Origin of the sequence: Rhodovulum sulfidophilum DSM 1374, from assembly GCF_001633165.1 — a bacterium.
GTDB lineage: Bacteria > Pseudomonadota > Alphaproteobacteria > Rhodobacterales > Rhodobacteraceae > Rhodovulum > Rhodovulum sulfidophilum.
Genome location: NZ_CP015418.1, coordinates 936,402 through 958,294 on the forward strand (window position 1 = coordinate 936,402; position 21,893 = coordinate 958,294).

Consider the following 21,893-nt stretch of genomic DNA (forward strand, 5'->3'; position numbering starts at 1 on the left):
GTGCGTATATCGGGCAGGGGCTGGCGTGATGCAGGCGACGCGTTGCCCTTGGTGATCGGGTTGGTTGCAGAAGGTCGTCCATTTTCGGATCGCGGCCTTCGTATCCGAACCCGCCTCCCGAACCTAGGGCCGGACACGCGCGCATGTCAGGGGCCGCCACAGCCGCTGGGTGAATATGCGGTTCAGGAAGCGATCCTTGCCGTCCACCGCGATGCGGATGCCGGACCGGCGCAGCCGTTAGGTTCGCGCAAGGGACGTCAACCGGCTGCCCTGATCGGGTTGCATGATCCCGGGTGGGCCGAGCGGCTGATACCTTCTTCGCTTCGGCGTGGAGCCTGGTGCTCCGACAGCACGGAAGCGCCATGCCCCTTGGGCTGCGCCTGATGGTTCCGGCGCGACCTTTTCCGGGTGGTTCAGTCAGGCATCCTCGGGCGTTGCGGCTCCTCTAGCTGTGAAATCTCCGAAGGTTGTTCATCCGCTGCGGGGGTAGGCTGCAACCGCCAAACTCCAGCTCGGGCCTCGCAAGGATGAACAACCCGCATCAGAATGGTCGTCTCCTGATCCTCGTCGATCGCCGACCTCCATGCACGGGTATCTGTGGGTCTCGGCGATTCGGTTCCGGGGTGACACGGAGTCCGAAGCCCCAGGTCTTCTTCGCGGTCGTGAGCCAGACGAGCAGGTTGGTGATCTCCTCGTCCAGCTTCGTGCTGTATCGGTCGCACATCGTGATGACGTCGAACCTCCGGTACGCCAGCGCGATGAAAGCCGACGCGGTTCCCGGGCGGCCCATGCATGGAGATGAGCGGGTCCGTAGGGCCGTCACCGGGGGGCGGTCGCCGCGAGGATGCGATCTCGGTGCTCCGCGGCGCCGGCCTGCCCCTGCCGGGCGCCGCCTCCGGGAGCGACGGGCGATGTGACTGGCGGTTCAGTCGCCGGAGGGGGTGCTGCCGGGACCGTCCTTGTCGCCATCGGGTTCGAGTTCGGCGCGGAGCGCCTTGCGGCGGATCTTGCCGAAGCCGTCGCGGGGCAGCGTGCGGCGCAGTTCGAAGCGCTTGGGGACCTCGGCCGGGGCCAGATGGGCGGCGCAGAAATCGTGCAGCGCCGCCGGATCGGGGCTGAAGCCCTCGGCGGGCACGATGCAGGCCAGCACGCGCTGGCCCCAGTCGCGGTCCGAGATGCCCAGCACCACTGCGTCGACCACCTGCGGATGACGCAGCAATTCGGCCTCAACCACCTCGGGATGGACCTTGACCCCGCCGGTATTGATCACGTCATCCGACCGGCCCGCCAGATAGAGATAACCCTCGTCGTCGAGCCAGCCCATGTCGCCGATGCTCTGGAACCCGTCCGCATCGCGGCGGGGCCGGGGCGCCTCGGGGCCCAGATAGCGGCTGCGGCCGGACAGGTCCTCGGGCCGCATGAAGATCTCGCCGCGCGCGCGGGGACCCAGCCGCGCGCCGTCCGGGCCATAGATCCGGATCTCGGTTTCGAAGCCGCGTCCGACCGTGCCCTTGCGCGCCAGCCATTCGGGGCCGGCGAGGACGGTCTGCCCGGTATTCTCGCCCGAGCCGTACATCTCGAAGACGCGGTCAGGCCCCAGCCGCTCGATCCAGGCGGACTTGAGCCAGGCCGGGCAGGGCGCGCCGGTGTGATAGAAGGCATGCAGGCTGTCGAGGCGCGCGCCGGTGGCCTCGAGCCGGTCGAGCATCCGCACCATCATCGTCGGCACCACCATGGCAAAGCCGACCCGGAAGCGGTCGATTGCCAGCAGCGCCCGGTCGGCGTCGAACTTCTCCATCAGGATCAGCCGGTTGCCCTCGAACAGCCCGTTCTGCGCCCAGGTCTGCGGCGCGTTATGGGCAAGCGCCCCGGCCACCAGCTGCACCTGATCGGCGCGAAAGCCCAGCGCAGGTGCGATCCGGCCCCAGCTGGCGCCGGGGATGCGCGTATAGGGCCGGTCATCGGCCATCATCTTGGGCAGCCCGGTCGAGCCGCCCGAGAGCACGATCTTGCCCGGGCAGGAGACCGCGTCCGCGACCGGCGTGGCGGGCGCGAAGGCGGCCAGCCGTTCCAACCGGGCACGGTCGAGATCGCCGGAACCGGGGGCCTCGGAGATCCAGAGCCGGGCGCCGATCCGGGCCTTCAGCGCGGCGGCAAGCTCGGGCGTCAGATGCGGGTCGGCGACCAGCGTCGTCGCCCCCAGCCGCCAGACCGCCAGCGAGGTGGCCAGATGGGTGGGCGTGTTGGCCAGCCCGATCCCCACCACATCGCCCCGGCCCACTCCTTGCGCCGCAAGAACATGCGCGATGCGGTCGACCGAAGCGTCAAGCGCGTCCCAGCCGATCGCCTCTTCCTGCCCGTCGGCCGCCAGGAACCGGACGGCCTCGGCCGCGCCGCGCTCGCGCGCGAGTTGGCGCAGACGGGCGCCGAAGGTGATGGGCCGGGGGTCTGTCACGCGTCGACCTCTTCGAACAGGATCTCCTGGGCGCCTTCATAGAGCACCCTGGGCCCCAGCTCCGCCAGCTTGTCGGTATTCGAGGTCAGGGTGATGAAATGGTTGCCGGCAAGCTGGCCGAGCTTCGAGGCGAAATGCACGCCGCCATAGGCCAGCAGGATCTCGGTCTCGCTGATGCCGCCGGGATAGAGGATGATCTGGCCGGGGGCGGGGTAGCTGGTATGGTTCTCGTAGCCGAGGCCGAAATCGGTTTCGCCCAGCGGAATCCAGACGCCCTCGCCCGACCAGCGGACATGCACGACCTTGCCCTTGAACGGCATCTTCGCGCGGAAGGCGGCGACGGTCTGCGGCGCGGCATCCTCGAAACGGGCGTCGAATTCGATCCCGGCAATGGTGACCTTGAGTTTCGTCATGGCAGTCTCCTTCAGTCGATGAGGCCGGCAAGGCGCGGCAGGAAAAGCGGAAGATCGGGAAGCAGCGTCACCGCGATCAGGACGGCGAACAGCCCGGCCAGCGGCAGCGCGAGCTTCTTCGCGACCGACAGAACCGGCCGCCCGGCGACGCTGGAGGCGACGAAAAGCGAGACGCCATAGGGCGGCGTCACCGTGCCGATGGCGCAGTTCAGGATGATCAGCAGCGAGAAGTGGATCGGGTCCACCCCCATCTGTGCGGCGATGGGCGACAAGACCGGCACGATGATCAGGATCGCGGCGATGGTCTCGAGGAACATGCCCACGAACAGGAACAGGACATTCGCGATCAGCAGGAACATCAGCTGTGAAGACGACACGCCGGCGATCCAGTTGCCCAGCAGCTGCGGCACGTTGGCATTGGCGATCAGCCAGGAAAAGACGCTGGCGGTGCCGATGATCAGCATCACCGCCGAAGACAGCGACACGGTTCTCAGGATCAGGTCGGGCAGGCGCTTCAGATCGAGATCGCGGTAGAGGAAGGCGCCGACAAGCAGACCGTAAAAGCCCGAGACGGCCGCCGCCTCGGTCGGGGTGAAGACCCCGCCGAGAATGCCGCCGAGGATCAGCACCGGCATGCCTGCCGCGGGCAGCGCGGCCCAGCCGGTGCGGAGCAGCCGGGCGAAGGTGAAGGGCTCGGCCTCGCGATAGGCCGGGCCGCCCCTCTTCGCGTGGACATAGGCGATGATCATCAGGATCGCGATGCACATCAGCCCCGGCACCACGCCCGACAGGAACAGCGCCCCGATCGAGACATTCGACACGACGGCGAGGATCACCATGGTCAGGCTGGGCGGGATCACCTGGGCGATGGACCCGGCCGAGGCGATGATCGCGGCGCCGAAATCGACATCATAGCCGCGGCGCCGCAGCTGCGGCTGCATGATCGCCGAAATCGCCGCGGTGTCGGCCGAGCCCGAGCCCGAGATCGCGGCAAGCCCGGCGGCGGCCAGGCAGGAGACCTGCAAAAGGCTGCCGACCACCCAGCCGATGACGGCCGAGGCGAACTCGACGATCCGGCGCGAGATCCCGCCCGCATCCATGATCACGCCCGCGAAGACGAAGAACGGGATCGACATCAGGGTGAAGGTGTTCAGCCCGGCAAAGACCCTCTGGCTGACGATGGCGACGGGCACGTCGGTCGTGGTCACCAGTGCCAGCACCGCCGAGGCGCCAAGCACGAAGACGACCGGCACGCCCGCCAGCAGCAGCAGGACGAAGGCAACGGCAATCACCAGCATCAGATCGCCTCCTCTTCATGATCGAGGCTTGGCGGCGGGAACGGGTCGTTCCAGCGCAGGATCACCGACAGCAGCAGTTCCAGCGCGATATAGGCCGCGCCCACCGGCAGGCAGAGATACATCCAGGCCATCGGCATCTGCAGCGAAGGCGAGGTCTGGAACGCGCCCATGCGCAGCAGCGGCTGGCTGCCCCAGGCAAGAACGGCAAGGAAGGCGGCCGAGACAAGGGCGATGAAGATCAGCGCGGCCCGCGCCCAGGGCAGCGAAAACCGCGCGGGCACCATGTCGATGGCGACATGCTGGCCGCGGGCCATGGCGACGCCTGCCCCCAGCAGCACCAGCCAGATCTGGCAGAAGGTCGCGATCTCGGAGGCCTGGGCGATGGAATAGTTGAAGATGTAGCGCCCGGCGATCTGGATCAGGACGGCCGCCATCATCACCGAGAACAACAGGATCACCACGGCCGAAACGAGCCGGCGCAGCATGAGAAGGGCGCGTTCTATCAGTGGCAACATGGCGGTCCTCCGGGAAAAACGGGAAAAGGCCCGGCCGCAGAGGGCGGCCGGGAGGTCAGGGAGGTCGGGCTCAGTTCACCGCCTGCAGCAGCTCGAACAGCTCTTTCTGCGCATCGGTCCGGATGTATTTGTCCTGGATCGGCGCTGCGGCGGCGCGGAAGGGGGCATCGTCGGGATGCGAGATGTTGACGCCCACCGCCTCGAGATCGGCAAAGCGCGCGGCGTCGCTGTCGCGATAGGTCTTGCGCTGGAACCGGCCCGCCTCGGTCCCGGCCTCGTCCAGCGCGGCCTGCACATCGGCGGGCAGCGCCTGATAGGCGGCCTCGCCCATGATCACCGGCGCCACCAGCTCGAGCCAGCCGATCACCGCCCAGTCGGGGGACACCTCGTAGAATTTCTTGGCGTAGTAATTGGTGTTCGCGGCCTCGGCCCCGTCGACCACGCCGGTCTCGAGCGCGCCGTAAAGCTCGGTATAGGCCAGCGGCGTCGGGTTGGCGCCGAAGGCCTTGAAGGTGTCGACATGGGCCGGGTTCTGCATGGTGCGGATCTTCAGCCCCGCCAGGTCGTCCAGGGTCTCGATCGGGGTCTTGGTCATGATGTGACGGGTGCCCGCCGAGAAGAAGCTGACGAGGTGAAAGCCCTTCTGGTTCAGGATCTCCTGCGCCTTGGCGATGACCGCCGGATCGCTCAGCGCGCGGTCCATCTGGTCGGCATCCCTGAACAGGAAGGGCAGGCTGAACACGGCGAGGTCGGGCACGAAATTGGCCAGCGTGTCGTTCGCGGTCACGGCCAGGCCGACCGTGCCCATCTGGGTGCCCTGGATGCTTTCCATCTCGTCGCCGAGCTGGGCATTGTCGAAGACCTGGATGGTGGCCTTGCCGCCGGTCCTGTCTTCGAGGATCTCGGCCATCTTGCGCATGCCGACGCCATAGGGCTCTTCGGCATTGGCGTTATGGCTGGCCTTCAGCACGATCTCCTGGGCGAAGGCGGGCAGCGCGGCCGAGGCGCCGAGGGCCAAGCAGAGCGCGAGATTGGTCAGTTTCATGGGGCGTTTCCTTTCGGGGTCTCTCTGTTGGGACGGATGTTCGAGCGGGGCTTCTGGCGGCCCCGTCTCAGGCTTCCGCCAGAAGCCCGAGATCGTCGAGGATGCGGCGCAGCTCGTGCTGCCTGTCCTGCGGCAGCGGCAGCCTGGGCGGGCGCGGGTCGCCCATCGGCCGCCCGATCATCTTCATCGCCGCCTTGGTGGCCGAGACGTAGAGATCGCCCGCCAGCGCGTTGATCAGCGGCAGGCATTTCACGTAGATCTCGCGGCCCTTGGCGGCATCGCCGTCGAGGGTTTCGGTGAACATCTGGGCCGAGAGCCGCGGCGAGATATTGGCCATGACCGAGCTGTAGCCCTGGGCCCCGCAGCGGTAGCTTTCCCAAGGGTAATAGCCCGCGAAGACCGTCAGCCGGTCGCCGCACAGCTCGATCAGCTCGGTCACCCGGTGGACAGTCTTCGAGGTGTCCTTGATCGCGACGATATTGTCGATTTCCGACAGCCGCGCGACCAGTGGCGCGGTCAGATCGACATTGGCGGTGAAGGGGTTGTTATACAGCATGACCGGGATCGAGAGCGCTTCGGCCACCCGGCGGAAATGGGTGAACAGCTCGTCATCGGTCGGCGAGGAATAATAGGGCGGCACCAGCATCACCCCGTCGGCGCCCAGGGCTTCGGCGTCCCTGGACAGCGCGATTGCCTCTTCGGTCCATTCGGCGGCGGTGCCGATCAGGACCGGCACCCGGCCCGCGGCCTGTCCGATCACCGCCTCGGCGATCTGCCCCCGTTCCTCGCGGGTCAGCGACAGGAACTCGCCGGTCGAGCCCAGCGGCACCAGCCCGTGCGCGCCCTCGGCGATCTGCCATTCGGTATAGCTGCGCATGGCGGGCAGGTCGATCCGACCCTCGTCGTCAAAGGCCGTGACGCAGACCGTGTAGCTTCCCCTGAATTTCATCCCGAGTCCCATTTTAGATCGTAAACTGTTTCTTGCAGAATTGATCTGATCATGTATCCGGTCAATATCCGGCCCCGCTCCGGGTGCCGGCCGACCCCGTCCCGACAGGAGATCGCCATGCCCTTCATCGAAGTCTTCGACCGCGAACCCGTGCAGGAAACACGGGCAGTTGCCACCTCCCTGATGACCGATGGTCTCTGCGCAGCATTCGGAATCAAGCCGGAAATCGTCACCGTCTATTATTTTTCGACCCCCGAAAATTCCTATGGCCATGCCGGAAAATATGGCGAAAACGCTGAAATATTCCGCATTTTCGCAAAGGTTCATGCCTTCCCCAGATCGGCCGAGGCCAAGGCCGAGGCGGCGCGCGCCCTGACCGGGGCGCTTTGCCGGGCCTATGGCGCGCAACCCAGGGACGTCATCGTCTACTTCTTCGACCGCGATCCGGGCGACGCCTTCCATGGCGGTGTCGCTTCGGCTTGACCCGGGCCTGTCGGCGCGGAATGTTTGTGATCATATTTATACGGATAGGCTCCAAAGGAGATCGCTCTTGGATCAGTTCTTCACCGAAGAGCAGCGCATGGTGCGCGACACCGCGCGCAAGCTCGGCGATCAGGTGATCGCGCCCGCCGCCGCCGCCATCGACCGCGACGACGTCTTTCCCCGCGCCATCTACGAAACCCTTGCCGAGCAGGGGCTGTTCGGCGTCGCCCTGCCCGAAGAGGCGGGGGGTGTCGGGCTCGACGCCATGGCTGCCTGCATCGTGATGGAGGAAATCGCGCGCGGCTCGGGCGCGGTCGGCAATGCCTTCGCGATTCCGGTCGAAGCGGCGCTGTTCCTGAACCACCATGGCAGCGAAGAGACCCGCAAATGGATCCCCGGCATCGTCGAGGGCCGGGTCATTCCCGCCACCGCCGTCACCGAACCCGATTGCGGCTCGGACGTTGCCGCGATGAAGACCACGGCCCGGCGCGACGGCGACGACTATGTCATCAAGGGCACCAAGGCCTGGGTCACCTTCGGCGAGATCGCCGATGTCGTCATGGTCTTCGCCAAGACCGATCCCGAGGCCGGGCATCGCGGCATTTCCTGCATCCTGGTCGAGACCGACCGTCCCGGCGTCCATCGTGGCAAGTCCGAGGATTTGCTTGGGATGCATGGCCTTGCCGATTGCATGCTCAGCTTTGACGAGGTGCGGGTGCCGGTCGCGAACCGCATCGGGCCCGAGCATGGGGCCTTCAAGATGGCGATGGAGAATTTCAACTTCTCGCGGCTGATGATGTCCTCGATGGCGCTGGGCATGGCCCAGGCCGCGATGGAGGATGCCGTCGCCTATGCCAATGACCGGCGGCAGTTCGGCAAGCCGATCTTCGATTTCCAGGCGATCCAGTTCATGATCGCCGACATGTCGAAGGACATCGCCGCCGCGCGCCTGCTGATCCATCACGCGGCAAAGCTTTACGATGCGGGCCACCCCATCGCGCTGGAGGCCGCGCAGGCCAAGCTGTTCACCACCGACATGGCGCAGGTCCATATCTCGAACGCGCTGCAGATCCATGGGGGCAACGGCTATTCCCGCGAGTTCCGGATCGAGCGTCTGTTCCGCGACGTGCGGCTCAGCCAGATCTACGAGGGCACCAACCAGATCCAGCGCATGATCATCGCCCGCCAGGTGCAGAAGACCTGCGCATGAGCCTGTATTACGAGGATATCGAGATTGGGGCGCGCTTCACCACCGCGTCCCATGTCATCACCGAAGCTGACATCGCCGATTTCTGCCGGCTGACGCGGGACCATCACCCGCTGCATACCGACGCGGCCTATGCAAGGCAGGCCGGGTTCGACGGCATCATCGCGCATGGGCTTTACGGGCTGGCGCTGATGGAGGGTCTGAAGACCGGGCTGAAGCTTTACGAGGACAGCTCCATCGCCTCGCTCGGGTGGAACGCGGTGCGCTTCGTGCGTCCGATGGTGGCGGGCGACGAGGTGCATGTCGAGATGGCCTTCACCGACCGGCGCGAAAGCCGGTCGCGGCCTGCCGGTGTCGTCACCGAGGCCGTCGACCTGATCCTGGCCGATGGCAGCCCCGCGATCACCGCCGAACATGTCTCGTTGATCCGCAAGCGGGGCTAGGCCATGGTCGCGCCCGGACCCGGATCGCTGAAGGACAGAAAACTGGAACCCGCTGCCAATTCGGTCGATCAGGCCACCCGTCAGATCCGCGAGGCGATCCTCGCGGGCCGTTTCGCGCCGGGCGAACGGCTGAAGGTGGCCGAGCTGGCGGCCTCGCTGGGCTTCTCGACCATGCCGCTGCGCGAGGCGCTGCGAAAGCTCGAGGGCGAGGGGCTGGTCGAGATCGAGCCCAATCGCGGCGCCACGGTGCGCAGGCTCGACCGCGCCTATATCTCGGATCTGTTCGAGCTGAATACCGAGCTGCGGATCTTCGCGCTCCGGCGGGGGATGCGGAACCTGACGCTCGAGCGGCTGAAGGAACTCGAGGCGCTGGCCGAGACCTATGCCGCGCATCTGGCGACGGGCGCCGAGGTCGAGGCGCTGGAGATCAACCGCCGCTTCAATGCCCGGCTGGTCGAGTTCGGCGGCAATCGCGAGGCGCTGCGGATGTTCCTGCGCGGATGGGAGCTGATCTTCGCCTTCCGCCGCAGCTTCGGCTACGGGCAGGGACGGCAGGCGGTGCTGGCCGAGGAAATGACGCTGATGGTCGAGGCGCTCAGGCGGCAGGATCTGCGCGCGGCCGAGGCGATCCTGCGGATGCAGAACGCGGCGATGATGGAAGATCTCGCCGCGCGGGTCGATCCGGATGGCAGCCGGGCCTGAACCCCGCCGCCATCGGGTCTTTCCTGCCCGGATCAGCCGGGAAAGGCTTCGCCGCTGATCTTGCGGGGCAGGTATTGGCCGTCTGCGGCGCTGCCGGTGACTTCGAAATCGGCGGCCACGGTCCTGCCGCGCAGGATCGTCCGGACCGGCCAGCCCTTCACCGCCATCCCCTCATAGGGGGTGTAGTCGCAGCCGTGATGCATCTTGGCCTGGGTGATGGTGGTCTCGATCTCGGGATCCCACAGCGCGATATCGGCATCCGAGCCGATCGCGATCGTGCCCTTCTTCGGATAAAGCCCGTAAAGCTTGGCCGGATTGCTCGCGGTCAGCGCCACGAAGCGTTCGGCCGAAATCCGGCCCTTCGACACGCCCTCGGAGAACAGAACCGGCAGCCGCGCGGCGACGCCCGGGATGCCGTTCGGCACCCATTTGAACGAGGTCCGCGCGCCCTTCACATCCTTGCCCGCCGGGTCTTCATAGCGGAACGGGCAGTGATCGGAGGAGAAGATGTCGAAGGTGCCGTCCCGCAGCCCTTCCCAGATCGCGGCCTGGCTGTCGGTGTCGCGCGGCGGCGGCGAGCAGACATATTTGGCGCCCGAGAAATCCATGTTCAGTCCCTTCAGGTCGTCCCGGGTGAGCGCGATATATTGCGGGCAGGTCTCGGCGAAGATCCTGCGGCCGCGGCGCTTGGCCCACTGGATCTGCTCCATCGGCTCGCGGCCCGAGACATGGACGATCACGATCGGCACATCGGTCAGCTCGGCATGGCTGATGGCGCGGTGGGTGGCCTCGCGCTCGGCCACGGCGGAATGCGAGATCGCGTGGTAATAGGGTGCGGTCCTGCCGGCCTCTTCCAGCTTGCGGGTCATGAACTTGATGGCGTCATGGCCCTCGGCATGGACCATCACCAGCGCCTTCTCGCGCTGGGCGGTATCGAACACCTCCAGCAGCTCGGCATCGTTCAGGATCATGTCGTCATAGGTCATGAAGACCTTGAACGAGGTATAGCCGTCCTTGATCAGCGCGGGCAGTTCCTGGCCCAGCACCTGCGGCGTCGGGTCGGTGATGATCAGGTGGAAGGACACGTCGACATGGCACTTGCCCTCGGCTGACGCGTGATAGGCCTGCACCGCCTCGCGCAGCGTCTGGCCCTTCTGTTGCAGCGCGAAGGGCAGGACGGTGGTGTTGCCGCCCGCCGCGGCCGAGCGGGTGCCGGTCTCGAAATCGTCGGCCATGACCACGCCGCCGCCCTGGGGCTGGGCCAGATGGACATGGGCGTCGATGCCGCCGGGCATGGCCCAGAGGCCGGTCGCGTCGATCTCTTCGCGGGCCTCGCCCACGCGTTCGGCGATTTCGACGATGCGGCCGTCCCGGATGCCGATATCGGCGACATAGCGGTCGGCGGCGGTGACGATCTGGGCGTTTCTGATGGCGAGGTCGAGCATGGCAGGCATTGCTTCTTCTGTTGGAAAAGAGGATGCCGCGGCCCCGAACAGGGCCGCGGCAGGGCAGGCAGGGCGGGGCCTTAATTCCCGGTCAGGGCCTCGAGCAGGGCTTTCTGTCCGGGTGTCGTCAGCTCGCTTTCGTAAAGCGGCAGCGAGGCCTCGCGGAAGGGCTCGGTATCGGGGGTGGTGATGGTCACGCCCTCGGCCTCGAAGCCCTCGAGCAGCGGCTTTTCCTGAGCCTCGACATAGCCCCGTTGCCATTGGGCGGCTTCCTGGCCCGCCTCCATCAGCGCGGTCCGGATGTTTTCCGGCAAGGCGTCGAAGGCCGCCTTCTGCATCACCACCGGCGCGGTCATGTTCAGCCAGCCGACGAGGGCGAAATCGGGCGCGACCTCGTAGAATTTCATGCCGTCATAGCCGGTCGAGGCGGCCTCGGCCCCGTCCACCACGCCCGATTGCAGCGCGCCGTAAAGCTCGGAATAGGTCATCGGCGTCGGGTTGGCGCCATAGGCGCGCCAGGCCTCGACATGAACCGGGTTCTGCATGGTGCGGATTTTCAGCCCCGCGACATCCTCGATGCTCTCGACCGGCTTCGAGGTCATCAGATGGCGGATGCCCGAGGAGAACACGCCCAGCAGCTGGAAGCCCGAACCGTTGGCGGTGTCTTCCATCAGTTCCCAGTTGGCGTCGATCTTCTCGCCCAGGGCCGAGATCGAGGGGAAGAGGAAGGGCATGTCGAAGACGCGGAAATCCTCGATGTAATTCGACAGAAGCGAGTTCGAGGTCATGGACATGTCGAGTGAGCCCAGCATGACCCCCTCGATGCTCTGCGCCTCGTCGCCGAGCTGGCCGCTCGGATAGATCTCCAGCGTGGCGGCGCCGTCGGTCTTCTCTTCCAGCAGGTCGCGCATCTTCTGCAGACCCTTGTCCTGGACCTCGTCGGCGGCATTGGTATGGGCCACCTGGAAGGTGAAATCGGCGGCCAGCGCCGGCAGGCCGGTCAGCATGGCCATAAGGGCGATGGCGGGGAGGGCTCTGTTGGACATCAGGGGATTTTCCTTTTTTATATGGACGAAGTCGGGTCAGTTCATCATCAGCGCGGGCAGCCACAGCGAGACGGCCGGCACGAAGGTCACCAGCATCAGCGCGACCAGCATGCACAGGAAGGGCAGCCAGATCCGGCGCGAGACCTGCTCGATCCGCCGTCCGGCCACCGAGGCGGCGACGTAGAGGCAGATGCCGTAGGGCGGCGTGATCAGCCCGATCGAGAGGTTCAGCGCGGTGATGATGCCGAATTGCACCGGGTCGATGCCGTAGCTGCGCGCGATGGGCAGCAGGATCGGCAACAGGATCAGGACCGCCGAGATGCTTTCCATGAACATGCCGACGACCAGCAGCAGCAGGTTGACGATCAGCAGGAAGGCAATGGGGTTGTCGGTGATGCCGGTCAGCCAGCCGCTCAGCATCGCCGGCAGGCCCTCGGTCGCGATGATCCAGGTGAAGACGGAGGCTGTCGCGATGACGATCAGCACCGTCGCCGACAGGCTGATCGCCTTCAGCAGGATCCGCGGCAGATCGCGGGGTTTCAGCTCCTTGTAGATGAACATGGTCACGATCAGGGTGGTGAAGAGCGCCACGCAGGCGGCCTCGGTCGCGGTGAAGACGCCGCCGACGATGCCGCCGATGATGACCACGGGCACGATCATGCCGGGGGCCGCGTCGCGGAAGGCATGGGCAAGCCGGGCGAAGGTGAAGGGCGCGCCGTCGCGATAGGCCTCGCCGCCGCGCCGGGCGAAGAGCCAGGCGCCCAGCATCAGCCCGACCATGACGATCAGGCCCGGGACGATGCCGCCGAGGAACATCGCGCCGATCGACTGGCTCGAGGTGACGGCGATCACGATCATCACGATCGAGGGCGGGATGATCGAGGCCAGCGAGCCCGAGGCGGCGATGATCGCCGCCGCCAGGTCGATGTCGTAGCGGCGCTTCTTCATCTCGGGCACCATCACCGCGCTGATCGCGGCGGTATCGGCCGAGCCCGAGCCCGAGATCGCGGCCAGCCCGGTGCCGGTGACGACCGAGACCATGTAGAGGCTGCCGGTGATCCAGCCGACCATGGCGCCCGCCAGATTGACGAAGCGCCGGGCGATGCCGCCGGCCTCCATCAGCAGGCCCGAGGCCACGAAGAAGGGAATGGCCATCAGGGTGAAGGACTGGATGCCGCCATAGACGCGCTGGGCCACGATCGAGATCGGCGCGGAGGTCGACAGCTCGATCGCCGCCAGCGCCGCGATGCCGAGGGCCAGCACGATCGGAATGCCCGAGATCAGAAGCAGGAGAAAACCACCGACGGCCCAGATCATATGCCGGTCTCCTCGAGCGGGTCATGGCCGGGCCTCAGGATGCGCGGCAGGCTGGAAAGGGCGAATTCGAGCAGGAAATAGGCAAAGCCCACCGGCAGCGCCGAATAGGGAATGGCCATCGGCATGCGCAGCGCGGGCGATTTGACGATCAGGCCGATGCCCACCATCGAGACCGAGCCCACCACGACGACACCGAGAAACCAGGCGCCCAGCGCGAAAGCCGCGAGGTTGAACACCCGCTGCACCTGCAGCGGCGCCTTCAGGATCAGGAAATCGACGCCCACATGCTGGTTGTGGCGCATCGCGATCCCCGCCCCCAGCAGGGCCAGCCAGATCTGCGCGAAGGTGGCGGTCTCCTCGCTCCAGGCGATGGAATAGTTGAAGACATAACGCCCGATGATCTGCACCAGGACCGCCAGCGCCATGTATCCCAGAAGCAGCAGCGCCGCGCCGTCGACGAGGCGTCGCAATGCCCGGAGCGCGGCCGAAAGGGCTTTCGGGACGGGGCCGCGAAGGGCCGAAAAGGGGGGCTGTCCGCCCGGTCGGTCTGGCACCGGCGCATCTCCTTTCGTCGCTGGCAGCGGTCCAAAACCCGCCGCGCATCTGGCTGATGCGATCAGGTTATCCGTAAAGATCTGTGACGAAAGGAAGGGATCTATTATTAAAGTGATGGGTAGTATTCGTTCCTGCGTTTTTGCGAATACTCATCTGCATTTCACGGTAGGATTGGCGGGGCCAAAACATGAACCGTGCAGTTCGCGTGCAGCCGGTTCGCCGCAAGGGATAATATCTGTGCAGTCGAAAAACGCCGCTTCTCCTGAAATCGGACTGGCATTCTGCCTTGCGGGGCGTGCCGAGGCCGTACTTCTCGCCAAAGGTGCAGGATTCGATTTCGCGGTGATGGACATGGAGCATGGGCCCATCGGTCTGTCCGAGCTGGGGCAGGCGGCCGCGGTCGGCCAGGCGGCCGGATTTCCGGTCCATGCCAGGGTCACGGGGCCGGGCTCGCCCGATCTGGCGCGGGCGCTCGATTGCGGCGCGGCGGGGGTGATCGTGCCCCATGTCGACAGCGCCGACGAGGCCCGCAGGGTGGTCCGGGCCTGCCGCTTCGCGCCGGTCGGACGGCGGGCGCTGCCGGGGCCGCTGCCGGTTGCCGATTATGTGCCGCTGCCCGCCGATGCGCTGGTCGGGGCGGCCGGGGGCGGGAAGGTGATGGCGATGATCGAAAGCGCCGAGGCGCTGGCCGCGGTCGAGGAAATCGCCGCCGTCCCCGGGCTCGATGCGCTGATCGTCGGGACCAACGATCTAGCCGACGGGATGGGGCTGCGCGGGCGGGTCGGTCACCCCGAAATCCAGGCCGCCTTCGGCCGGATCGCGGCGGCCGCACGGGCTCGCGGGCTGGCCTTTGGGGCGATGGGGCTGCCGCCCGAGCTGGTCGAAAGCCATGCGCTGGCGCTGGGCGCAAGTATTCTCGTGGCGACCAACGAGACCAATCTCATCGTCGAGGGCGGCGCCGCCCTGCTGGCCGCCTTGCGCGGCCCGGCCGGGTCATGACGGATCGCGCCGGGCCTCGGCCCGCACCTCGGCGATCTGGGCGCGCACCTTCTCGGCGAAGGCGGTGATCAGGCGGCGGGTCTGGCGCGAGGTGGTCTTGGCGCGCGAGGTTGCGGCCGTCAGCTCGAAGCTCAGCGCGGGTTCGTAGGCGCGCACCACCAGCCCCGGGCGCAGCACGGTATGGGCGGATAACTCGTCGATCAGGGTCACGCCGCAGCCTTCGCGCACCACACGCGCGGCGGCATTCATGAAGCGGGTCTCGATCGCGGGACTGTAGACATGGCCGCTGGCGCGGAAGCTGTCGGCGATCATCAGCCCGATCCGGTTCGAGACCTGCGGACCGACCATCTGCCGCCCGATCAGGTCGCGCGGCGTCACCGCTTCGAGCCGGGCCAGCGGGTCGTCGGCGGGGCACAGGCAGACCGCGCGCAGTTCGACCAGGGTTTCGTAATCGAGCGCCTGGCGCTCATAGGCGGCGATGACGAAGGCGACATCGGCCAGCCCGTTCTCGACCACCTGCAGCACCCCGTCCAGCGGCCGGGTTTCCAGCGAGATCTGCACCTTGGGATAGGCGCCCGCGTAATCGGCGATGACGCCGGGCAGAACCGCCTCGGACAGTTCCGCGGTCGAGGCGATCCGGATCCGGCCGATCCGCCCGCGCCTGAGATCGGCGGCGCGCTGGTTCACCGCGTCGCGCAGCAGGAACAGGGGTTCCGCCTCTTCCAGCAGGATCAGCGCCTCTTCGGTCGGCACCAGCCGGTTCGAGACCCGCTCGAACAGCGGAAAGCCCAGAACCGTCTCGATATGGCGGATGGTGTTCGAGACCGAGGGCTGGGACATGCCCAGCCGTTCGGCGGCGCCCACGGTGGTGCGATACTGCACCACCGCACGCAGGATCTCGAGCTGTCGCAGGTTCAGCATCGGTCGGGCGGTCCCTCCTGCGGGCACGCTCAGCTTTTCGTCAGACGCACCCGCCGGAAGTTGCGGATCTTGTCGGTGAACGGCCCGAAGCCCTTGATAGCGTCGAACTCGGGGGTTTCATAGGCTTCGGGGCCGGTAATCGTGTAGATCGCGACATGGCGCGGCCCGCCTTCGATGCATTTCTCGCGCCGGGCCTCCAGCCAGCCGGGGCAGGCGAGGATCTGGGGCAGGTGGGTGTTGTCGTACCAGTCGTCGAAGGCGGCCTCTTCCTCGGGGTCGATATCGACGAAGACCATGTGGGTCTGGCGGGGCTCAGTCATCTCCGGGCTCCAGGCAGGGGGCAAGCGCCGCGGCCAGACGCTCGGCTTCGGCCGGGTCGATGGGCGGCGTGGGGGCGCGGCAGGCCGGGCTGTCGATGCGGCCGAGCCGGGCGAGGCAGGCCTTGAGCCGGGCGGCGGCCAGATGGCCGGGCCGGGCATAGATCGCCCTGGCCAGCGGATAGAGCTTGCGGTGGATCGCCAGCGCGGCGTCGGTCTCGCCCGCGCGCACATGGGTGTCGAGCGCCACGATCAGGTCGGGCACAAGCGCGGCGAGGCTGACCGCGGACCCGTCGCTGCCAAGCTGAAAACAGGCGAAGAGATGTTCGTCGCCCGAGGCCATCACCGCCACATCGGGCCGAAGCGCGCGGGTCTGGCGCAGCGTGTCCTCATAGGCTCGGGTCTCCCACGAGCCTTCCTTGATGCCGACCACCGCCTCGATGTCCAGAAGGGCGGCCAGCGTGTCGGGCGCGTAATGCAGCCCGCCCGAGCCGACCGAACCCTGAAACAGGTAGACCGGTCCTTCGGCGGCCTCGGCGATGCCCTTGTGATGGGCGAGGATGGCGCGCGGATCGGCGCCGAGCGCCCAGGAGAAGGGGGCGAAGACCATGATCCCGTCGGCCCCGGCCGCCCGCGCGGCGCGGGCATCGGCGGCGGCTTCGGCGGTCGCCTCGGCGCTGACCGCCGCCAGCACCCGTTTGGCGGGGGCGATGGTCTTGGCATGGCGCACCACGGTCGCGGCCTCGTCGCGGGTCAGGAAGATCCCTTCGCCCGCATGGCCGTTCAGCAGCAGGCCGTCGAGCCCTTCTGTCGCCAGAACGGCCGAGAAATGCGCCTCGAGGCTGTCGAGATCCAGCGCGCCGTCCGCGCGCATCGGGCAGATGGTGGCGGCATAGAGCCCGCCATGGGGATGCGCGGCCATCACAGCAACTCCGCCTCGATCAGCGCCCGGCGGACGCCTTCGACGACGGCCCCCGATGGCGGCAGGAGCGGCAGGCGCGGGGTTGCGCATTTGATCAGGCCCATCATCTTCAGCCCGTCCTTCATCCGGGTATGCATGTCGACGACCGGCGCCGGGCCGTAGATCGCGCGCACCACCGGGTAGAGCCGGTCGTTGATCGCGCGCATCCGCGCCAGGTCCTGCGCCTCGGAGGCCCGCCACAGCTCGGCCAGCAGGCCCGGCGTCAGCGAGGCGAGCCCCGACAGGATGCCGTCGCCGCCCAGCGCCAGTTGCGGCAAGAACCAGTGGAAGTTCGAGGGCAGGATCGCGACATCGGGTGCCGCGGCCTTCACCGCGCGGCGGTTCTCGTCATAGGCCAGCATCGTGGCCGAGCCTTCCTTGATCGCGACGATGCCGGGGATCTGCGCGATCTCGGCCAGCGCCTCCGTCGAATAGCCGAAGCCCGAGGCGATCGGGAACTGGAAGACCGAGATCGGCATCGCCAGTTCGCGGGCGAGCTTTTCCATGAAGGCCACCGGCGCCTTCGTTGCGGCATTGCCGCCGCCCAGCGCCTCGGGCGGGAAGATCACGGCGACATCGGCCCCGGCCTCGCGGGCGGCCTCGGCCTGCATGACGGCGTCCGGATAGCCGGTGGGCACCACGCCCGCCAGCAGCAGCCGGTCCTTGCCGATCTGATCGCGGGTCCGGCGGATCACCTCGTCGCGCTCGGCCCCGGTCAGGGCCGTCGCCTCGCCCGCATGGCCGTTGACGAAGACGCAATCGGTCGTCTCGGGCCGGGTGCAATGCTCCAGGACGGCGGCGTAGCCTTCCCAGTCGATGGCGCCGGTCTCGTCGAAGGGCAGAACGGTCGCGACCGTGATGCCGCGCAGGTCTTTTCCGGTCAGGCTCATGCAGTCACCTTCTTCTTGCGGGGGAATTTCAGGGAGGCGTCGACCTTCAGGACCTCGGTGCCTTCCTCGTTCCGGGCCGAGGCCTGCCAGTCGACGGTGCGGTTTTCCTCGTCCTTGGCGCTGATCCAGATCTCGAAGGTCAGGGTGTCGCCGTAACGGACCGCGCCGGTGAACCAGAAGCTGTCGCGGATCGAGACGCCAAGCGTGCCCACCAGTTCGGCGGTCAGGACCGAGGTGCAGATGCCCGCGACCAGGATGCCGGGGGCGAGACGCTCGCCGAAGCGGGTTCCCGAGGCATAATCCTCGTCGACATGGACCGGGCCGAAATCGCCGGTGGCGGCGATATACATGGCGCCATCGGCCTCGGTGACGGTCTTGGTGACGCTGATGCGGTCGCCCACGCTCAGCTCGTCGATCTGGCGGATGTCGTACATCTGGGCTCAGCTTTCCCTTGGGACGAGCACCGCCTCGCCGGTCACGACGGTCTGGCCGTCGATCTCGCCCGCGAGATGGCAGATCAGCGACTTGCCCTCGGGGCCGCCGCTGGTGGCGGTGGCGGCAAGCGTTTCGCCGACCGTCACGGCACGGTGGAACGAGAAGGAAATCGCGCCGATCCGGTAGTCGGGACCCGCAAGCCGCGACAGCGCGGTCGAGAACAGCGCGCCCGCCGCCAGCTCGAAGACGGCCATGTCGGGCAGGCCCATGGCCCGTGCCTTCACCCTGTCGACATGGGCCGCCCCCAGATTGCCCGAGATGCCGGTGAAGAAACCCTGTTCGGCCACGGTCAGGGTCTTGCGGAAGGTGACCGACTGGCCCCGTTCGATGGTCATCGCGCTCTCCATCCGCTCAGAGGGTCAGGCCGCGCTTGATCACCGAGCGGGCGATCAGCATGCGGTGGATTTCCGAGGTGCCGTCATAGATCCGGGTCACCCGCGCATCGCGATAGATCCGTTCCAGCGGCAGTTCCTTGGTGAAGCCGTAGCCGCCGAAGGTCTGGATGCCGCGATCGGCGACCCGGCCCAGCATCTCCGAGGCCTGCACCTTGACCATCGAGACCTTGTCGCGCGGGTCCAGCCCCCGGTCGATCTCCCAGGCGGTGTTCAGCACCATCATCCGGGTCGCGAAGATTTCCATCGCGCTGTCGGCGATCATCTGCTGGACCATCTGGAACTCGCCGATGGGCTGGCCGAACTGGTTCCGCGTGGCGGCATGCTCGCGCATCATTTCCAACACGCGCGAGGCCATGCCGACCGCCCGCGCGCCGATATGGCCAAGGCGGATGCCGCCGACATTGGCCATCATCACCCGAAAGCCCTCGCCGACCTCGCCGAGGATCTGCTCTTTCGGGACGCGCACGTCGTCGAAGGTCAGCTCGGCATGGCCATAGCCGCGATGGCCCATCATCGGCTGGTTTCGGGTGACCTTGAAGCCCGGCATGTCCTTGTCGACGATCAGAAGCGTGATGCCGCCGCGCGCGCGTTTCTCGGGGTCGGTCACCGCCATGACGATGATGTAATCGGCAATGTCGCCATCCGAGATGAAATGCTTGGTGCCGTTCAGCACCCAGTGATCGCCCTCCGGCACCGCCCTCGTCCTGATCGCGGCCGCGTCCGAGCCCGCGCCCGGTTCGGTGATCGCCATGGCGCAGATCTTCTCGCCCCTGACGGTGGGATAAAGATATTTGTCGCGCAGATCGCCCTTGAACTGTTCGAGCATCGGATAGACCTGCCCGAAGATCCGCCGGATCAGCGCGTCCGAGGTCTGGCCCAGCTGTTCCTCGACAAGGCACATGTCGAGAATGCCCAGCCCGCCGCCGCCAACCTCTTCGGACATGTTCAGCGCGTAAAATCCCAGCGCCTGGGCCTCGGCCCGGACGGCGGCCAGCTTTTCGGGCGGGATTTGGGCATTGGCCTCGGTCTCCTGCTCCAGCGGCTGAACCTTCTCGCGCACGAAGCGGCCTACCGCCTCGGTCACCATCTTCATCTCGTCGGAAATCGTGAAATCCATGTGCCTTACCCCCGCATCCGGTCGGTCTGTGCCGCGGCGCCCGCCTCGATGAGGGCGTCGATCTCGTCCTGGCCAAGGCCCGCCTCGGCCAGCAGCTCGCGGCTGTGTTGGCCCAGCGCGGGCGGCGTCATCCGGATGGCGGGGGCCTCGCCGTCATAGCGGACCGGATGGGCCAGCATCACCATCGGCGCGCCGCCCCGGGTCTCGGCCTCGACGAAGGCGCCCAGATGTTTGACCTGCGGGTTCTCGGGCAGGGCGTCGTAATCCTCGACCGGGGTGTGCCAGACGCCCGCCGCCTCCAGCAGCGGCAGCGCCTCGGCCATGGTCAGGCGGGCCATGCCCTGCTGCACCAGCATCGCGACCTCGCCGCGCCTGGAAAAGCCGTCCTCCTCGGTGAAGGCGGCCAGCTCGGGCAGGTCCAGCGGACCGGCCAGATCGGCGGGCTTGCACATCGAGATCATGACATGCCCGTCCCTGACCGCATGGATCCCGTAGGGCGCCGGGCTGAACCAGTTGGCAAGCCCCGCCTCGCCGCGCGGGCCCTTGCGGTTGGCGCCGTTCATCCAGGCGGTGATCGACTCGCCCTGCAGATCGAGCGCGGCCTGCAGCATGTTGACCTCGACCTTGCGGGCGGTGCCTGTGCGCTCGCGCTCGAACAGGGCCGCGACGATGCCGCCTGCGGTCAGCGCCGCGGCATGGTGGTCGATCGGGACCGTGCCGATGGCGACCGGCCCGCCTTCGAGGCTGCCGGTATGGGCGGCAAGCCCGGTCATCGCCTGCAGCAGCACGTCCTGGCCGGGGCGTTTGGCATAGGGGCCGTCGGCGCCATAGCCGGTGGTCGCGGCATAGATGATGCGGGGATTGATCCGGCGCAGCTCGGCCTCGCCCAGCCCGAGCTTGTCCATAGTGCCGGGGCGGAAATTCTCCATCACCACATCGGCGGTCGCGATCAGCCGCTTGACTGCATCCAGCGCTGCGGGCGCCTTCAGGTCCAGCGCGAGCGAGCGCTTGTTGCGGCCGGTGGTGATGTGGTTGACGCTGGTCTCGTCGACGAAGCGGTTGGCGACGGCCCAGTTGCGCTGGAAGGCGCCGCCGATGGGCTCGATGGCGATCACGTCGGCGCCCATATCGGCCAGATGCTGCGCCGCCGCAGGCCCCGAGAGAAAATGGTTGAAACTGAGAATCCGAATGCCGTCGAGCGCGCCCATATCTTTCCCCATGCAAAAGCCGGGATCAGAGTAGCGCCCGGCCGGGGTCAGCCGGAATATGCGTTTCTATCGTATTTACCCGGAGGAAAATTCGAAAAGGCTATAGTTGGCCCGGGGCGGGGTGCGCGGCGCGGAGCAAAGCCCGGGCGAGCGGTCGTCAGGGGCCCTTGGGCAGGGTTGCGGCAATACCGGTGTTTTCGGGCCTGCGGGGGGATGCCGGGGGGCGGTCAGGGAATGCGCGGATGGTCGGTGCTGCAAAGCGCGTGGTCGCCGATCGATTCCAGCACCCGGCATTCGGCCGCGCTGCCCCCGGCGCATTGCTCGATCATCCGTTCCAGTTCGGTCTTGAGCGCGGTCAGCCGGGCCAGCCGTGCCTCGACCGCGGTCAATTGTCGCCGGGCGACGGCATCGGCCGCCGCGCAGGGCTGCTCGGGATGGTCGGCAAGGTCGAGCAATTCGCGGATCGCGTCGAGCGGAAAGCCCAGTTCGCGTGCGTGGCGGATGAAGGCCAGCCGGTGCAGGGCGGCCTTCGGATAAAGCCTCTGATTGCCATTGCTGCGCTCGGGGGCAGCCAGCAGGCCGATCTGCTCGTAATAGCGGATCGTGGGCACCTTCACCCCCGCCGCCTTGCCGAGCTTGCCGATGGTCAGCATGAAAATACCTCTTGAAGCTATAGTTACTAGAGACATTAGGTTGCGAAACAGCAACGGGCAACAG

24 protein-coding genes are annotated in these 21,893 nt (G+C 67.1%); 5 read left to right on the top strand and 19 right to left on the bottom strand.

What is annotated here, in order from left to right; translation table 11 throughout:
• Positions 1-925: 925 nt before the first annotated feature.
• From A6W98_RS04580 to dapA, 6 genes are all read right to left on the bottom strand, one after another.
• The gene (locus A6W98_RS04580; RefSeq protein ID WP_042458464.1) at positions 926-2,455 is read right to left on the bottom strand and encodes an AMP-binding protein; all 1,530 of its coding nucleotides are present in this window, start codon (positions 2,453-2,455) and stop codon (positions 926-928) included.
• Positions 2,452-2,868 (bottom strand): DUF3830 family protein, encoded by a 417-nt coding sequence (locus A6W98_RS04585; protein WP_042458467.1) that lies wholly within the window; start codon positions 2,866-2,868, stop codon positions 2,452-2,454. Before A6W98_RS04585 ends, A6W98_RS04580 begins: the two co-directional genes overlap by 4 nt.
• Positions 2,869-2,879: 11 nt before the next feature.
• Entirely contained in the window at positions 2,880-4,166 is a 1,287-nt protein-coding gene (locus tag A6W98_RS04590; protein ID WP_042458470.1) for a TRAP transporter large permease, read from the bottom strand.
• Positions 4,166-4,681: a TRAP transporter small permease gene (locus A6W98_RS04595; RefSeq protein WP_042458473.1), complete on the bottom strand. Its 516-nt coding sequence runs from the start codon at positions 4,679-4,681 to the stop codon at positions 4,166-4,168. The genes A6W98_RS04590 and A6W98_RS04595 overlap by 1 nt, the downstream gene beginning before the upstream one ends.
• Before the next feature lie 70 nt (positions 4,682-4,751).
• Positions 4,752-5,726: a TRAP transporter substrate-binding protein gene (locus A6W98_RS04600; RefSeq protein ID WP_042458476.1), complete on the bottom strand. Its 975-nt coding sequence runs from the start codon at positions 5,724-5,726 to the stop codon at positions 4,752-4,754.
• 67 nt (positions 5,727-5,793) lie between these two features.
• A complete protein-coding gene (gene dapA / locus A6W98_RS04605; RefSeq protein WP_063491311.1) occupies positions 5,794-6,675 on the bottom strand; it encodes a 4-hydroxy-tetrahydrodipicolinate synthase in 882 nt (293 codons plus the stop codon).
• Positions 6,676-6,792: 117 nt separating this feature from the next.
• Between dapA and A6W98_RS04610 the strand changes: the two genes are divergently transcribed.
• From A6W98_RS04610 to A6W98_RS04625, 4 genes are all read left to right on the top strand, one after another.
• Entirely contained in the window at positions 6,793-7,158 is a 366-nt protein-coding gene (locus tag A6W98_RS04610; protein WP_042458482.1) for a hypothetical protein, read from the top strand.
• A gap of 67 nt (positions 7,159-7,225) precedes the next feature.
• Entirely contained in the window at positions 7,226-8,368 is a 1,143-nt protein-coding gene (locus A6W98_RS04615; protein ID WP_042458486.1) for an acyl-CoA dehydrogenase family protein, read from the top strand.
• Positions 8,365-8,808 (top strand): MaoC family dehydratase, encoded by a 444-nt coding sequence (locus tag A6W98_RS04620; RefSeq protein WP_042458489.1) that lies wholly within the window; start codon positions 8,365-8,367, stop codon positions 8,806-8,808. The genes A6W98_RS04615 and A6W98_RS04620 overlap by 4 nt, the downstream gene beginning before the upstream one ends.
• 3 nt (positions 8,809-8,811) lie before the next feature.
• Positions 8,812-9,510, top strand: coding sequence for a GntR family transcriptional regulator (locus A6W98_RS04625; protein ID WP_052677921.1), 699 nt, complete (start codon positions 8,812-8,814; stop codon positions 9,508-9,510).
• A 32-nt stretch (positions 9,511-9,542) separates the two neighbouring features.
• On the opposite strand, the gene hydA is transcribed toward A6W98_RS04625, so the two are convergent.
• From hydA to A6W98_RS04645, 4 genes are all read right to left on the bottom strand, one after another.
• Positions 9,543-10,955 (bottom strand): dihydropyrimidinase, encoded by a 1,413-nt coding sequence (gene hydA / locus A6W98_RS04630; protein ID WP_042464549.1) that lies wholly within the window; start codon positions 10,953-10,955, stop codon positions 9,543-9,545.
• Positions 10,956-11,035: 80 nt separating this feature from the next.
• The gene (locus A6W98_RS04635; RefSeq protein ID WP_042458490.1) at positions 11,036-12,001 is read right to left on the bottom strand and encodes a TRAP transporter substrate-binding protein; all 966 of its coding nucleotides are present in this window, start codon (positions 11,999-12,001) and stop codon (positions 11,036-11,038) included.
• 36 nt (positions 12,002-12,037) lie between these two features.
• On the bottom strand, positions 12,038-13,318 hold the full coding sequence (locus tag A6W98_RS04640; protein WP_042458491.1) for a TRAP transporter large permease: 1,281 nt from the start codon (positions 13,316-13,318) through the stop codon (positions 12,038-12,040).
• Positions 13,315-13,872, bottom strand: a complete 558-nt coding sequence (locus A6W98_RS04645; RefSeq protein WP_052677922.1) for a TRAP transporter small permease — start codon at positions 13,870-13,872, stop codon at positions 13,315-13,317. The genes A6W98_RS04640 and A6W98_RS04645 overlap by 4 nt, the downstream gene beginning before the upstream one ends.
• A gap of 238 nt (positions 13,873-14,110) precedes the next feature.
• On the opposite strand from A6W98_RS04645, the gene A6W98_RS04650 reads away from it, so the two are divergent.
• Positions 14,111-14,872 carry an HpcH/HpaI aldolase family protein gene (locus tag A6W98_RS04650; protein WP_231098365.1) on the top strand — a complete coding sequence of 254 codons (762 nt, stop codon included), beginning with the start codon at positions 14,111-14,113 and terminating at the stop codon, positions 14,870-14,872.
• On the opposite strand, the gene A6W98_RS04655 is transcribed toward A6W98_RS04650, so the two are convergent.
• The 9 genes from A6W98_RS04655 to A6W98_RS04695 form a co-directional block, all read right to left on the bottom strand.
• Entirely contained in the window at positions 14,867-15,793 is a 927-nt protein-coding gene (locus A6W98_RS04655; RefSeq protein ID WP_042458497.1) for a LysR family transcriptional regulator, read from the bottom strand. The genes A6W98_RS04650 and A6W98_RS04655 overlap by 6 nt on opposite strands.
• A 29-nt stretch (positions 15,794-15,822) precedes the next feature.
• A complete protein-coding gene (locus A6W98_RS04660; protein WP_042458500.1) occupies positions 15,823-16,113 on the bottom strand; it encodes an EthD domain-containing protein in 291 nt (96 codons plus the stop codon).
• Positions 16,106-17,032, bottom strand: coding sequence for a dihydrodipicolinate synthase family protein (locus A6W98_RS04665; protein ID WP_042458504.1), 927 nt, complete (start codon positions 17,030-17,032; stop codon positions 16,106-16,108). Before A6W98_RS04665 ends, A6W98_RS04660 begins: the two co-directional genes overlap by 8 nt.
• On the bottom strand, positions 17,032-17,961 hold the full coding sequence (locus A6W98_RS04670) for a dihydrodipicolinate synthase family protein (RefSeq protein ID WP_042458506.1): 930 nt from the start codon (positions 17,959-17,961) through the stop codon (positions 17,032-17,034). Before A6W98_RS04670 ends, A6W98_RS04665 begins: the two co-directional genes overlap by 1 nt.
• Complete coding sequence (locus A6W98_RS04675) at positions 17,958-18,395, bottom strand: MaoC family dehydratase (RefSeq protein WP_042458508.1); 438 nt, start codon at positions 18,393-18,395, stop codon at positions 17,958-17,960. The genes A6W98_RS04670 and A6W98_RS04675 overlap by 4 nt, the downstream gene beginning before the upstream one ends.
• Positions 18,396-18,401: 6 nt before the next feature.
• Positions 18,402-18,791 carry a MaoC/PaaZ C-terminal domain-containing protein gene (locus A6W98_RS04680; protein WP_052677923.1) on the bottom strand — a complete coding sequence of 130 codons (390 nt, stop codon included), beginning with the start codon at positions 18,789-18,791 and terminating at the stop codon, positions 18,402-18,404.
• Between the two features lie 16 nt (positions 18,792-18,807).
• A complete protein-coding gene (locus tag A6W98_RS04685) occupies positions 18,808-19,968 on the bottom strand; it encodes an acyl-CoA dehydrogenase family protein (RefSeq protein ID WP_042458513.1) in 1,161 nt (386 codons plus the stop codon).
• Positions 19,969-19,973: 5 nt separating this feature from the next.
• Positions 19,974-21,188, bottom strand: a complete 1,215-nt coding sequence (locus A6W98_RS04690; RefSeq protein WP_231098367.1) for a CaiB/BaiF CoA transferase family protein — start codon at positions 21,186-21,188, stop codon at positions 19,974-19,976.
• 215 nt (positions 21,189-21,403) lie between these two features.
• Positions 21,404-21,829: a MerR family transcriptional regulator gene (locus A6W98_RS04695; RefSeq protein ID WP_042458518.1), complete on the bottom strand. Its 426-nt coding sequence runs from the start codon at positions 21,827-21,829 to the stop codon at positions 21,404-21,406.
• Positions 21,830-21,893: the final 64 nt, after the last annotated feature.